Here is a 13759-nt window from a genome sequence, read left to right as displayed (position 1 = left end):
TTAAATCAATTTCAATTCTTTTAATTTTAAATAAACACCATCGTGAATAGCGTCCAATGCAATATCATTTGCAACAGCTTTTATTTTTTCGCCAGCTCTTTGCATTGCAACACCATAATAAGCATCCCTAATCATTTCGAAATCGTTTGAGCTATCTCCGAAACTAATTAAGTTATCATAAGTTAAATTTAATTTATCTAATAGAAATTTTAAAGTATTACTTTTATTAACTGATAACGGGTTTATAAAGAAACCTTGAGATCAACGTGATGATATTTCCATATTTAGATTATTTTCTTCAATAAATTTTTTGAATTCTTCATGTAATTCTCTAATATTTTCTGTAGAAGTAATTGTTACTAAATATAAGTCATCTTCACTTAATAATTCAGGTTGAAATGCACGATAATTTTTTTCAAAAGGTTTTATGAATCAAGTGTTTAAATTCATACCCTCAGAATTATAAATTTTATCAAAATCACTTACCGCAAATCCTCTAACTTTTTCTCCAAATTTTTCGTAAAGTTTAATAACATCTTCACGTTTTAATGTATTTTTAAAAATAAACTTTTTATTTTTTACATCTCAGATAAATGCCCCGTTTGCTCCCATAAAATAATCCACAGGTGATAGCTGCTCTAAAAAATCACCTATTGTAGCAAATTCTCTAGCAGTTGAAACAACAGTTTTAATACCTTTATCATTTAAACTTTTAAAGATAGATTTTGTATTTTCTGAAAACTTTGTATATCCATTTGGTAATAAAGTTTCATCCACATCAAATGCAGCTAATTTAATAATATTTTCTAATTTTACGCTTTCCATAATAGCCTTTCTGTAAAAACTTTTTTAGGATAAAAAAAGTTGCTTTCAATTCTCCCGACACAACAAACTTCATTGTTAGTATTTTTAATAAAAAATACATCTTTGTCTTCTTTTGAGATTTTGAAACTTTGACCGTTAAATAACTTTTTAGATCACTCTTCGGTTAGATAAATTGATTCAATATCGAAGAGTAAGTCAAAATCTATTTGTTTATAATCTTCGATATCTAAATCATCAAGATTCACGTTACCAACGCCAGTTCTTTTTAATGAAGTCATTACACTAGTATTATTTAACTCTAACGAAATATCGTACAATAAAGTTCGAATATAAGTCCCTTCCGAAACATTAAACATTATTTTATATTCTTGCTTTTCATAGTCAAAATCAATTAATTTATAATCAATAACTTCAATATTTTGAGGTTTCAATTCAAATTCCTTACCTTGTCTAACTAAATCATAGGCGTGTTGACCATTTATTTTTTTAGAACTATATTTTGGTGGTATTTGTGTTTTTCTTTTTGTAACAATTTCTATTGCTCTTTTTAAATCTTCTAAAGTTACTTTAGGAAAATTATGTATAGTCACATCACCATCAATATCTAAAGTATCAGAACTTAAATTAAGTTGAGAAGTTGCAATATAAATTTTATTTTTGTGATTAATATATTCTAACAACTTAGTATCATATTCGGTTGCAACAACAATTAACCCCGATGCTAATGGGTCTAAAATTCCAGTATGACCTATTTTTTTGGTAAAAAAAACTTTAGATAAACCTCTAACACTCTTATTAGTCATTGTTCCTGTTGCTTTATGATATTTATAAAACATAAAATAAAAAGTTAGCTATTCTAATTAAAAATTAAAATAGCTTACTTTTCGTCAACCTTTTTTGAGACTAATTCTAGTACATCTTTTACTTTTTCAATATTCATAATTTCTTCATCAGAAATTACAATTCCGTACTTTTCTTCTAGATTAATAATTACTTCTGCTAAGTCTAAAGAGTCAATATTAATATCCTTAATATATGCATCATATTCGACTTTTTTCTTTGATAAACGTTCTATTTGACTAATAATTCATTTTTGATAATCTAAACTCATATTTTAATTATATCAATTAAATTTTAATTTCATATACTTTGTAGTATTTTTCGTTTTTGTAAGATACTTCGATATAAACTTCTATCTCTGTATTACTTTTTTGTATAAAATCAAAATTTAATTCTGCATTATTTTCATTTGCATTAAGTATCAAATTATATATTAAATTTTTAACGATTTCTTGATCAATAAAATTTTCACCAAATTCATCTTTTTTAATAAATTTAATCAAAGATTTTTTATCTATTTCCGGAAAAACAAAAGAATCGCTAGAATTATATTTTTTATCTTTTATTTCACCTTCGCTATTTGATCCTATATTTTTATTCTTTATTTTTTTATAACCTAAATAAACCAAACCAATTACAATACTTGAAGTTAAAATAAAAGATCCGATTTTATAAATTAACCTGATATTCATCATTTTTCTTTAAAAAATAACTAATATTAGCTTTATTTTTAAGATCATAAAAATCTCTAAAAGAAATGGTATATTTTAATTTACTCAAAAAAATTCTCTTATCGGTTATATCATTTAATTCAAATTTTTTAGTTTTTTGTTTTTCAACAGATAAACTATTTTCAAAATTCATTTCTTTTAAAATTTTGAAACTTCCAAAAGTAGTATCTATATCAAATATAAAAACTAATTTACCGTTGTAATTTTTTGGAATAACAATTTTCTTATTACTGTTCTCATCTAGAGATTTTATATATTTTTGTTCATCAGGTATATATTTAATATATTCATCAATATAAAAATTTAACAAGTCAAATTTATTCTCGTTATTTTTTAAGGTATTTCTTATGCTTTTTAGTTTTATTTTTTCGTTTTTTAAACCCAGACCGTTTATGTTTAAAGATATATTATTTACATTAAAATCTAAAGAACTAGTTTGGTAAGATTTTAAAGATACGGTATTTGCGTCGAATGTTACAAATAAATTTAAAACATTAAAAATGGGTATAGCATTTTTTAAGTTTTCAAGATCAAATATTAAATTCCAGTATTTTTTGTGTGTCAATACTTGATTATTTTTGATTCTAAAAATAGTAGAATACTGTATTTTTAAAAGATTGCTCTTATTTTGCATTTTGAAAATTTCTTGATTATCATTTATATAACGAGTAAACTCTGCACTTTCAACTATTTTATTCGTTTTAACAGATTTAATGATAATCTTAAAATTATCTAAATGTTCATTTTTAGATTTTGTTAGTGACGAAAGATTTGTGATAAATTTAGAATTATTTGAACTTATTTGTTTAATTCCTTTAAATCATAATTCTACGACCCAATCTTTAGTTTCTCTATTACTTATAAAATCACAAAATAAATATAGATCTTTATTATTTTTATAATTAAAAATTTCCAAATGATAATCTAAATTTAGACCATCTTCATAAACTTTTCTATTAATTCTAAAATCGTTATATTCATAAACTAAATTTTTAGAAACATATTCATTGTTTCTAATTGAATATTCCTGTATAGTATGAAACAAACTCTTTTACCGCCTCACGTTTAACTTTGTAAAAAGTTGTCTTAGAAAAATGTTGTTCATATCACAAAGTATTATCCATTGTACTTTTATCTAAATAACATTTTTCTAATATTCACGAATGTTTATGTGTCATATTATCTAAAATCATTCTTACAATGCTATTTTTACCTTCTGCCATTTTAAGCAGCCACTCTCTTTGTTCGTCGTTTAATTTTTTATGATAAAACCTCTCTTTAAAATTTTCTCCCATTAATTTTCTTTTGAATATCTCTCTAAATTTTCAATGTGTTTTGAAAATCATTTCAACCAATTTATACTCATAAGCATAAAGCTCTTTGTCGTTTTCAACATCTTTTACAATATCATGTAATCTCAACTCTTCAAATGCTTTTACTTCTGGATCAACACTTACATTATTCATTTTTCTAATTCTCCTTCCACTTTTATTTATATAAATTTTTTTGGAAATTTCTTAAAAATGAACAAAAAAAGGAAAAAATGCCGATTTTTCCTTTTTAATTTTGCGAAAAATGAAAATTTTACCAGTTTTTAATATGCCTTCGCAAAAACAACGTATCTATTAGTTTGTTTATCACAACCATCAATAAAACATTTTTTATCTTTAAATGGCTTTTTGAACAATTTAATAGGAATACATCTTGCTGTAGCTCCTGTTTCTTCTTTAATTTTTTCTTCTACGTAGTCATCACAACAAAATGGAGCTACTATAAATTTATTTTCTTTAATTTTTTCTTTAAAGTCAGCGTAGTTATAAACGTACTCTGTATTATCTTCTAATCTTTTTTGTGCTAAATCATATAAATTATTATGAATATCATCAAGTAATGTTGGTATTAAATCTTTTAATTCATCAATATCTAATAATTGTTTTTCTAAAGTATCTCTTCTAACAACTAATACTTTATTTTCAGCAAGATCTCTTGGTCCAACTTCGATACGTAATGGAACACCTTGTATTTCACTATTTGAAGCTTTGTAACCAGGATTTTTATCGGTAGAATCTAAACGCACTCTGAATTTACGACCAATTTTTGCTTTTAAGTCAGCTGCAACTTCATGAACTTTAGGTTCTTTTTTAGCAAATAATTCAAGAATGTCAACTTGAATTGGAGCAACTCTAGGAGGAATTATTATACCTCTATTATCACCATGAGTCATAATAATTGCACCTAATAAACGAGTAGAAATACCTCATGAAGTCTGGTATACGAATTCGTCTTTATTTTCTTTATTTTTAAATTTAATTCCGTATGGTTTAGAGAAATTTTGATTTAAGTAGTGACTTGTTCCAGATTGTAAAGCTTTACCATCTTTCATCATAGCTTCAATTGTATATGTAGAACAAGCACCAGCAAATTTTTCTCTTGGTGTTTTTTTACCTACTATTGTTGGTATAGCTAAATAATTTTTTAAGAATTTAGCATATGTAGAAATCATTTCACGTGTTAATTTACGTGCTTCAAGTGGATTATCATGACATGTGTGTCCTTCTTGTCATAAAAATTCTCTAGTACGTAAAAATGGGTTTGTTGTTTTTTCTCATCTTAAAACATTAGCTCATTGATTGTACACAATTGGTAAATCATTGTATGAGTTAATTGATTTTTTAAATAAATCAGCAAATAAAACTTCTGATGTAGGTCTGATAAATAATTTTTCACTTAATTCTTTATCACCTACTTTAGTTACAGTTGCTAATTCTGGGTTAAAACCTTCAATGTGTTCTTTTTCTAATTGAAATAAGTTCTCAGGAATTAAAAGAGGCAAATAAACATTTTGAATTCCTTTTGACTTAAATATGTTGTTTAATTCTTTTTGTATTAATTCTCAAATACCAAAAGAATTTGGTTTATAAATAATTGAACCTTTTGCTGGCCCATAAGCTATAAGATCACCATTTTTAACAACATCTGTATATCATTTAGCAAAATCAAACTCCATTGGAGTTATTTTATCTATTTGTTTTTCTTTATTCATATTATCATAATTATATAACAAAATATATTTTAAAAAAATGCAATAAGTAAATTTTTGCCCAAAAAAAATATAAAAAAACACTCTTTTCAGAGTGATATGGCTGTCCCAGTTAGATTCGAACTAACGCGTGTCGGAACCAAAACCCGATGCCTTACCGCTTGGCTATGGGACAAAAAATGGTGGGGGGAGAGGGATTCGAACCCCCGAATCCTAAGAAAGTGGGTTACAGCCACCCGCATTTGGCCGCTTTGCTATCCCCCCATGTAATTTGCTTTAATATTATAACATATAAATCATTTGCGTCAAGGATTTTTTTATTTATTTTTTAATAAAAAGTAAATAAAAAAGTGCCTAAGCACTTTTAGTTTGTATTATATTATTTAACTTCGTGTTCTGTAAAACTTTCGTTTTCAACCACTAAGTATTTATCACCTTTTTGGATTCCGTATGGTTTTAAAGCTTCTTCAGCTAATGAGTTATCAGCTTTAACTTTATCAAATAAGTCTAATGAATCAACTGACACGAATACACCTGAGTATGCACCAAATCCGTTAATTAATTTTTCATCATTTAAAATACCAATTGTGATTGTATTAGGTCTAAATTTAGAAACTTGTTTTAATAATTCACCTGTTCTTGATAAAACAACTGCAAATTTGTAATCACCATCTTTTGCTTTTTTAGCAATTTCATAAGCTATTTTAGTTCTTTTATCTGATTGATTTGAATTTCCTCAAACTTTTTCTAATTGTCTTTCGTAGTAGTTTCTTGAGTAAAATTCTTTTTCTGCACGTTTTGAAATAGCTGTCATTGTTTTAACTGATTCAAGTGGGAATTGTCCGTTTGCGCTTTCACCTGATAACATTGTAGAGTCAGCACCTAATTCAACTGCGTAGTAAACGTCTGTTACTTCTGCACGTGTAGGGTGTGGTGTGTTTTCCATTGAGTCTAACATTTGTGTAGCAACAATAACTGGTTTACCTGCTTCACGACATTTTCTGATCATGTTTTTTTGGTGATATGGAACATCGTAGTAAGGAATTTCAAGACCTAAGTCTCCACGAGCAACCATGATTCCATCTGATGCTTCGATAATTTCATCGATGTTTACACATCCTAAGTGTGATTCAATTTTAGAAATAATTTGAACGTGTGATCCACCGTTTTCATTTAATAATTGTCTTAATTCGTTTACGTTTCTTGCTGAGTTAACAAATGAAGCAGCTACATAGTTGATTCCTTGTGTAATACCAAATTTAATATCATTGATATCTTTTTCTGCTAAGAATGGTAATGAGAAGTCAACACCTGGTAAGTTAACACGTTTGTTTGTTTTAACTTTGTGTGTGTTTTCTGCTTTAACTTTAACGTATCCTTCACCAACTTCTGTTACAACTGTTGATAATTTACCGTCATCGATTAAAACTTGGTTTCCAACAACTAAATCTTTATCCATGTCATATGCAACTGTGATTTCTGTTGGGATACCTTCAAAGTTAAGGTATTTATCTTGTGTTGTGTGAATTAAAACTGTTGAACCTGCTTCAACAACTTGAGCACCATCTTTCATTTTTCCAACACGAATTTCTGGTCCTTTTGTATCTAACATTAAAGAAACAGGAATTCTAAGTTCTTTAGAAAGTTGTTTTGCCATGTTGAATTTGTTTGCTTGTTCTTCGTGTGAACCGTGACTGAAGTTTGCTCTAATTGTTGTTACACCATTTTCAATTAATGTACGTAATGTGTCAATATTATCACTTGAAGGTCCGATAGTAGCAACTAATTTAGTTCTTTTATCTATAATTTTCATTTAATTTTCTCCTAATTATTTTGATTATTTTATATTCATTATTTTACCAAAAAAATGCTTTTATGATAATGATTTTAAAGTATATTTAAAAAAATTCTTGATATATTAAGTTTTTCAAGCGTAACTTAATGATATTAAGAATTTTTAGTTTTGGAAATCATATAAATAGCAGCTGTTTCTGCTCTTAGAATTCTATTACCTAAAGAGACAAAATTAATATTTTTTTGTTTTTCTGATAACTTATCTAGTTCAGAATCAGAAAACCCACCCTCTGGACCAACAACATAATAAACATTTTGTTGTATAGAATCAGGAATTAATTGACTTTTAGAATCAATTTTTTCGTGTGCTAAATAAATTTCATAATCGTCATCAAAATTAAATTGTGATAGCTTGACTAATTCACCTAAAACCGGAATCTGATTTCTAAATGACTGCTCAGCTGCATTTTTTAAAATCTCTTCAAATCTTTGACGTTTTTTTTCAAATTTATTATAAGAATATAGCTCACCATTTGTATGTTCGGTTATTATCGGTATTATTTTTTTAACACCTAATTCTGTACTTTTTTGCAAAAGCCACTCAAAACGATCGTATTTAATTAAACTCATTAATAAAATTACATCGTTTTGAAATTCATGATTTTCTTCTATTTGCTTTAGAATAATTGCTCTATTTGACTCTACTTGACATTCAAAAAAACTATTTTGGTATACACAAATAATTTTTTTACCATCGAGTCTTAAAACTTTTATATGTTTTTGAGCCTCTTTATCTAAAATAAAATAGTTATCTTGTTTTTCTTTAACAAAGAAACGGTTCATTATTTATCCTGATCTTGCATCATAATTTCTTCGTACTCTTCTAAAGTACCTCTAAATAAAAAGCTTTTTGTTGGAGATTGTAATTCTAAAATTACGTCAGCACATTGGTTAACAAATGCTCTGTTGTAAGTTGTGAAAATAGCTCCACCTTTATAGTTTTGAACACCTTCAATAACTGAATCAATACTTTCTGTATCTAAGTGATCTAAAGGTTGATCTAAAATAATAAAATTAGATTCTAAAAGCATCATTCTAGAGAACATTAAACGTGCTTTTTCACCCCCGCTAGTTACATTAACTTTTTTGAATACTGAGTCAGCACTAAATAACATTCTACCTAAGAATCCACGCATTCTAGCGTCATCATTTTCCTGGTTTTCTTTAATTTTATTTAGAAGTGGTCATTTCGAAATTCATTCTAAAATGTTTTCATCAGTATTGAAGTATTTTGCGTTATCATTTGGGAAATAACTTGGTGTAATTGTTTGACCTCATTCAACTGTTCCTGAAGTTGCTTCACGTTCACCAAAAATTATTTCTAATAATCTTGTTTTTGCGATATCATCGTCACCAACAATAACCATTTTTTCACCTGGCCTCAATGTAAATGAAACATTTTCAAATAATGTTTGTCCTAAATCGTTTTTGTATGTTAAGTTTTCAACATTTAAAATTTGTTTTCCATGTTCACGATTCATGTCTCAACGTATATATGGATATTTACGATTTGAAGGCTTAATTTCATCTAATGAAATTTTTTCTAAAGCTTTCTTTCTAGATGTTGCTTGTTTTGATTTAGATGCATTAGCGCTAAAACGAGCAATGAAATCTTTAAGTTTTTCCATTTGAGCTTCTTTTTTAAGGTTACTTTGTTTCATCATTTCACGTGCTAATTCTGAAGATTGTTTTCAGAAACTGTAGTTACCTGTATAAATTTTAGCTTCACTATAGTCAATATCAACTATATGTGTACAAATTGAATCTAAGAAATCGCTGTCGTGACTAACAACAATAACAACGTTAGGATAATCGATCAAGAAGTTTTCTAATCATTTAATTGAACGTAAGTCAAGGTGGTTAGTCGGCTCATCCATTATTAAAATATCTGGATTTCCGAATAAGGCTTTAGCTAATAAAACCTTAATTTTTTGGTTAGCTGTTAACTCACTCATGTTTACGTTTCATTTTTCTTTTGGAATAGATAAATTACTTAATAATTCTTGAGCGTCATTTTCAGCTGTTCATCCACCCAATTCACCATATTTATCTTCCAATTCTCCTGCTCTTGTATAATCTTCCATTGTTGCATCAGGATTTGCATAAATTGCATTTTTTTCTTGTAATACATTATATAAGTCAGTATTACCCATAATTACAACTTCAGTTACATTCATTTGGTCATAAGCATTATGATCCTGTGAAAGAACTGAAATACGTTTGTTTTTTTCAATTACAATTTGACCACTTGTAGCTTCAATTTGGCCTGATAAAATTTTTAAAAATGTTGATTTACCAGCACCATTAGCCCCTATTATTCCGTATGTATTTCCTTCTGTAAATTTTAAATTTACATTTTCAAATAATTTTTTATCACTAAAAATTTTACTAATATTTTGAACTTCAATCATGTTTTACTCCTTTTTTCTTGATCTAATAATATAAATTATATAGCAATTTTATTTTTGCATCTTTACAAATCAAAAATATTTTAAAAAAAATAAAAAAATATTTTTGGTTTTTAAAAATATGGTGTATACTATTCTTAGTAGCAAGAGCAAGAGGGCCCACCTGAATCCATTCCGAACTCAGTAGTTAAGCCTCTTTACGCCGACGATAGCCAAATGGTGAAAATAGGGAGCTGCTTTTTTTATATCTTTTTTTAAGTCATTAAAAAGTATAAAAAAGCGTTTTTAGCCTATTTTTATAAAAAAAATAAACTTTTTGACTAAATTTATTTAAATGCTATAATTATGATTATTAAAAATTAAGGAGGCAATATGCTAAAAGAAGCTAACAAAGAAATTATTTCTGAAGCATTAAAAAGTGAAAAAACAAAATTAGTTGTTTTTTACGCTGATTGATGTGGTCCATGTAGAATGTACAAAGGTTCTTTAGAACAATTAGATTCTAACGATAATGTTGAAGTTTTAAGAGTTAATATTGATCACAACAGAGAATTTGCTCTTGAAAATGGTGTTCAAGGAATTCCTTACACTAAAGTATTTAAAGGTGACAAAGAAGTTAAAGATTTCTCAGGTTACGTACCATACGAAATTTTAAAAGAACAAGTTGCACCTTTCATTAAATAACATATTAAATTAACATTGAAAAAATGTTAATTTTTTATTTTTCCATAATATTCATTTTTAGTATATTTAAAAAATATTAATCATAATCAAAAGTTAAAAGTAATATAATTTTTAATGTTGATTAATAAAAAATGTAAATATTTAAGGAGAAAAATTGGAAAAAGAAGAAGTAAAGAAAAAAATAATAGAAGAACAAAGAGAGCACACACAAGGGTTTGTAAAATTTTTAAGAGGAAAATCACTTAGATATCATCTTAATAATTTATTTATTGATATGGCTAGTTTTTTTAATGCAAATACATGGGATATTAAAGCTAAAAAAGAATTATATGATATAAGACTTTCTAATCAAAAAGATAATACTCCTTTAGTTGGATGAAATGTTTTTACTGACAAAAAAGGTTATATTGTAGCTTTTAAAAACGAAAATTTAGGAACATTAAAAATTAATTTGAATTGAATCGATAAATTAGATGATCTCTCTGGAGATCAAAGAAATAAATTAATAAATTTCATAAACGAAGCTAAACAAAAATATGACATAAATTGAGGTTTTAGATACAACACAGATGAAGAAGAACTTATTTTAGATAATATTGCAGTTGTATCAAACGTAGACGAAGCAATAAATAAAGTAAAAGAATTTGACGGATATCAAATTTATGATTTGGAAAACGAAAAAGTTATTTCAGTTTCTAATTATGAAAAAGAGAAGAATAAAAAGCAGGAACTTTAAATTTCCTGCTTTTTACTTTTTTAACTATGACATAGTAAAATAAGTTAATTTTTATTTCAAAAATTGATATAAAAAAATGGTGCCGACAACTGGACTCGAACCAGCGACCCCTTCCTTACCATGGAAGTGCTCTACCTGCTGAGCTATGACGGCACATATATAGATATATTTTAACATAAAAAGTAAGAATACGTGTTGTTCTTGCTTTTATTTCATAAAAAAACTAAGTTTCTCACTCTTAGTTTTTGTTTGTTATTAAATTTAATTAAAAATGTTTAAAAAAATAATACTTTTTTTAAGTATTAATGTTCAAATGGTGCGCGAAGAGGGACTTGAACCCTCATGCCGTAAAGCACTAGAGCCTAAATCTAGCGTGTCTGCCAATTTCACCATCCGCGCAGGTGTAAATAATAAATAAAAAAAGCACACTATGGTGCCGTCTATAGGACTCGAACCTACGACCTACTGATTACAAGTCAGTTGCTCTACCAACTGAGCTAAGACGGCGCAATAATGGTGGAAGATAAGGGACTCGAACCCATGACATTCGCCTTGTAAGGGCGACGCTCTCCCAGCTGAGCTAATCTTCCAAAAATGGCAGTCTGTACGGGGATCGAACCCGTGTATGCATGGATGAAAACCATGTGTGTTAACCGCTTCACCAACAGACCTTATAAAATGGCGCCGATTGCGGGGATCGAACCTGCGACCAACTGGTTAACAGCCAGCTGCTCTACCGCTGAGCTAAATCGGCATTTGCGTTTGCGTAATATATTATAGCATATATTTTTTAATTCAACAAAAATTATAATATATTTTTTATTTCGTTTCCTAATTCGTTTTTAGGTAAATTTATTATACACGCTTTTTAGATAAACAAAAAATATTTTTTAAAAATATTAAATAATTTTTATTGAAGTCACAATAAGCAACTGATTTTATTAATAAATTCAATTAAAAATGTTTTAATTATATTATGGAATTATTAGAACTTAGAAAAGGTTTAACTAACCAAAACATAGAATTATTATATAAAACATTAAATGAACCGCTTTTTAGCAAAAAGCAATTAGAACATTTCTTTATATTAAATGTAACATTATTTTCTGAATACCACAACAACACAACTTCAAAAGAAGCAAAATTTAATTTTAACAGTTTAAGTATAGGTGCATGATACTTATATCAAAATGTGGTCGCATCTTGAACAGAAGATCAATCTAGAATATACTCAAAAGATCAATTTATCGAATTAATTCAAACTATGGTTGATGTATACACAACATTTGTAAGTCAAAAAGAGCTTGCTACTATATTTGGCGATAAATATTTAGAATTTTATAATGTTTATTTTTCTGATATCAAAACATTGCAAGAATATTTAGTTAAAATAAATTCATCTAACAAACAAGAATTTATTTTAAGTTATAAAGGTGATCTAGAAATATAAAAAAGTTTAACACTTTTAATATAGTGTTAAACTTTTTCTTCACTAATAAATTGTGCAGTTAAATCTAAATGAACTGGACAAGTTAAAAATTGTTGATCGGGAGTAAATTGCACATAAGCGACATTATTGCTATATTGACGTACATATTCCTCACCTGTTAAAAATTTAATTTTCATAATTGGAACTGAAATAATTGATCTTTCAGTTTCTGTTAAATTAGTATTAATTATTGGAAATACTTCAATATTATGATTCATCACAATATTTTTCTTAATTAATTCTATTTCTTCAGGGAAGAAAAAGTTTAGAATTTTTGCATAATTATCATTTAGAAGTTCTAATTGTTTTTCTTCACTAAATTCTTTAAACTCTTGAATGTTTTCAAGGAAAATAGGTTTAAAATAATTGATAAATTTTTCTTTATCAAATAATTCAATTTGTGATTTTTTATATTCATCTAAAAATATATTAAATAATATTAGTTGATCACTTTCTCCGAATAAATATGTGTAATTAATATTACATTTTGCACAATGTGCGGTAACTTTAGATGCCATCTTTACCTCTTTTCTTTATATAAGTTATTATATCATTAAAGTAGATAAGTCCGTTTTATTAATAATATAGTGTATTAAAAAACTTAAACCATTATCAACTAATATTGGTTTAAGTTTAAAATGCTTATTATTTATTTTTATTTTGCTGTTTTAGCAAAATATTTTTAATTTCAACACCCATTTTATCAATAGTAAAACTTTTCATTTGTTTTTCCATTGCTTCTTGGATTGATTTTAATTTATTATCCAATACTGTGTGAATGTTACCGCCAACAATACATTGCGGGTTAGGGTTTTCATGAAAATTAAATAGATCACCATTTTTTAGAGGTTCAATCGCTTGATAAACATCATAAAAGGTTATTTGATTGAACGGCCTGGTTACTTCAATTCCACCAGTTCCTCTTGCAACAGTAATTAATTTGGCATTTTTAAGTTGGCTAAGAATTTTTCTAATAATAACAGGATTTGTATTAATGCTCCCTGCTAGAAAATCGCTTGTAATTTTATAATCATCTTGATAAGTATCTATACATGCGAAAATATGTAGGGCTACTGTAAATCTACTTGATATTTGCATAGCGTTCCTCCTAATATTATTATACATTCTTAATGTTGTAAATTTAATAATTAC

At 26.9% G+C, this 13759-nt stretch carries 15 protein-coding genes, 8 tRNA genes and 1 rRNA gene; 4 read left to right on the top strand and 20 right to left on the bottom strand.

Annotated elements, in window-relative coordinates:
- The 12 genes from HTZ87_RS00555 to HTZ87_RS00500 all read right to left on the bottom strand — a co-directional run bounded on the left by HTZ87_RS00555 (position 1) and on the right by HTZ87_RS00500 (position 9701).
- Positions 1–825 (bottom strand): YcsE-related riboflavin metabolism phosphatase, encoded by an 825-nt coding sequence (locus HTZ87_RS00555; protein WP_174892631.1) that lies wholly within the window; start codon positions 823–825, stop codon positions 1–3.
- The gene (gene truB / locus HTZ87_RS00550; RefSeq protein WP_174892630.1) at positions 813–1661 is read right to left on the bottom strand and encodes a tRNA pseudouridine(55) synthase TruB; all 849 of its coding nucleotides are present in this window, start codon (positions 1659–1661) and stop codon (positions 813–815) included. Before truB ends, HTZ87_RS00555 begins: the two co-directional genes overlap by 13 nt.
- A 41-nt stretch (positions 1662–1702) precedes the next feature.
- Entirely contained in the window at positions 1703–1936 is a 234-nt protein-coding gene (locus HTZ87_RS00545; RefSeq protein WP_174892629.1) for a phosphopantetheine-binding protein, read from the bottom strand.
- A gap of 16 nt (positions 1937–1952) precedes the next feature.
- A complete protein-coding gene (locus tag HTZ87_RS00540; protein ID WP_174892628.1) occupies positions 1953–2357 on the bottom strand; it encodes an MHO_1590 family protein in 405 nt (134 codons plus the stop codon).
- Entirely contained in the window at positions 2335–3441 is a 1107-nt protein-coding gene (locus HTZ87_RS00535; protein ID WP_174892627.1) for a hypothetical protein, read from the bottom strand. The genes HTZ87_RS00540 and HTZ87_RS00535 overlap by 23 nt, the downstream gene beginning before the upstream one ends.
- A complete protein-coding gene (locus HTZ87_RS00530) occupies positions 3410–3862 on the bottom strand; it encodes an MG284/MPN403 family protein (protein WP_174892626.1) in 453 nt (150 codons plus the stop codon). Before HTZ87_RS00530 ends, HTZ87_RS00535 begins: the two co-directional genes overlap by 32 nt.
- 128 nt (positions 3863–3990) lie before the next feature.
- Entirely contained in the window at positions 3991–5439 is a 1449-nt protein-coding gene (proS, locus tag HTZ87_RS00525; RefSeq protein ID WP_174892625.1) for a proline--tRNA ligase, read from the bottom strand.
- Between the two features lie 97 nt (positions 5440–5536).
- Positions 5537–5611: transfer RNA gene (locus HTZ87_RS00520), tRNA-Gln, on the bottom strand.
- 5 nt (positions 5612–5616) lie between these two features.
- Positions 5617–5700 (bottom strand) — tRNA-Tyr (locus tag HTZ87_RS00515).
- A gap of 115 nt (positions 5701–5815) precedes the next feature.
- Positions 5816–7249, bottom strand: a complete 1434-nt coding sequence (gene pyk / locus HTZ87_RS00510) for a pyruvate kinase (protein ID WP_174892624.1) — start codon at positions 7247–7249, stop codon at positions 5816–5818.
- A gap of 134 nt (positions 7250–7383) precedes the next feature.
- Positions 7384–8073: a 16S rRNA (uracil(1498)-N(3))-methyltransferase gene (locus HTZ87_RS00505; RefSeq protein WP_174892623.1), complete on the bottom strand. Its 690-nt coding sequence runs from the start codon at positions 8071–8073 to the stop codon at positions 7384–7386.
- On the bottom strand, positions 8073–9701 hold the full coding sequence (locus tag HTZ87_RS00500) for an ABC-F family ATP-binding cassette domain-containing protein (protein WP_174892622.1): 1629 nt from the start codon (positions 9699–9701) through the stop codon (positions 8073–8075). Before HTZ87_RS00500 ends, HTZ87_RS00505 begins: the two co-directional genes overlap by 1 nt.
- Positions 9702–9834: 133 nt before the next feature.
- Here HTZ87_RS00500 and rrf point away from each other — a divergent pair.
- The 3 genes from rrf to HTZ87_RS00485 all read left to right on the top strand — a co-directional run bounded on the left by rrf (position 9835) and on the right by HTZ87_RS00485 (position 11118).
- Positions 9835–9940: ribosomal RNA gene (gene rrf / locus HTZ87_RS00495) — 5S ribosomal RNA — on the top strand.
- Between the two features lie 130 nt (positions 9941–10070).
- Positions 10071–10382: a co-chaperone YbbN gene (locus HTZ87_RS00490; RefSeq protein ID WP_174892621.1), complete on the top strand. Its 312-nt coding sequence runs from the start codon at positions 10071–10073 to the stop codon at positions 10380–10382.
- A 154-nt stretch (positions 10383–10536) separates the two neighbouring features.
- Complete coding sequence (locus HTZ87_RS00485; protein ID WP_174892620.1) at positions 10537–11118, top strand: hypothetical protein; 582 nt, start codon at positions 10537–10539, stop codon at positions 11116–11118.
- Between the two features lie 77 nt (positions 11119–11195).
- On the opposite strand, the gene HTZ87_RS00480 is transcribed toward HTZ87_RS00485, so the two are convergent.
- From HTZ87_RS00480 to HTZ87_RS00455, 6 genes are all read right to left on the bottom strand, one after another.
- Positions 11196–11271, bottom strand: a tRNA-Thr gene (locus HTZ87_RS00480).
- A 161-nt stretch (positions 11272–11432) separates the two neighbouring features.
- Positions 11433–11517: transfer RNA gene (locus HTZ87_RS00475), tRNA-Leu, on the bottom strand.
- Between the two features lie 32 nt (positions 11518–11549).
- Positions 11550–11625, bottom strand: a tRNA-Thr gene (locus tag HTZ87_RS00470).
- A 7-nt stretch (positions 11626–11632) separates the two neighbouring features.
- A tRNA-Val gene (locus HTZ87_RS00465) sits at positions 11633–11708 on the bottom strand.
- A gap of 5 nt (positions 11709–11713) precedes the next feature.
- Positions 11714–11789: transfer RNA gene (locus tag HTZ87_RS00460), tRNA-Glu, on the bottom strand.
- Between the two features lie 8 nt (positions 11790–11797).
- Positions 11798–11872, bottom strand: a tRNA-Asn gene (locus HTZ87_RS00455).
- Between the two features lie 222 nt (positions 11873–12094).
- Here HTZ87_RS00455 and HTZ87_RS00450 point away from each other — a divergent pair.
- The gene (locus HTZ87_RS00450; RefSeq protein WP_174892619.1) at positions 12095–12568 is read left to right on the top strand and encodes a hypothetical protein; all 474 of its coding nucleotides are present in this window, start codon (positions 12095–12097) and stop codon (positions 12566–12568) included.
- A gap of 26 nt (positions 12569–12594) precedes the next feature.
- Here HTZ87_RS00450 and HTZ87_RS00445 read toward each other — a convergent pair whose 3' ends face one another.
- Both HTZ87_RS00445 and HTZ87_RS00440 read right to left on the bottom strand, forming a co-directional pair.
- Positions 12595–13125: a hypothetical protein gene (locus HTZ87_RS00445; RefSeq protein WP_174892618.1), complete on the bottom strand. Its 531-nt coding sequence runs from the start codon at positions 13123–13125 to the stop codon at positions 12595–12597.
- A gap of 127 nt (positions 13126–13252) precedes the next feature.
- Positions 13253–13705: an Rrf2 family transcriptional regulator gene (locus tag HTZ87_RS00440; RefSeq protein ID WP_174892617.1), complete on the bottom strand. Its 453-nt coding sequence runs from the start codon at positions 13703–13705 to the stop codon at positions 13253–13255.
- Positions 13706–13759 lie beyond the last annotated feature (54 nt).

Origin of the sequence: Mycoplasma sp. OR1901 (genome assembly GCF_013348745.1) — a bacterium.
Classification (GTDB): Bacteria; Bacillota_I; Bacilli_A; order Mycoplasmatales; family Metamycoplasmataceae; genus Mycoplasmopsis.
Note: the sequence above shows the minus strand (reverse complement) of the source record. Positions and strands in the feature narration are given on the sequence as shown.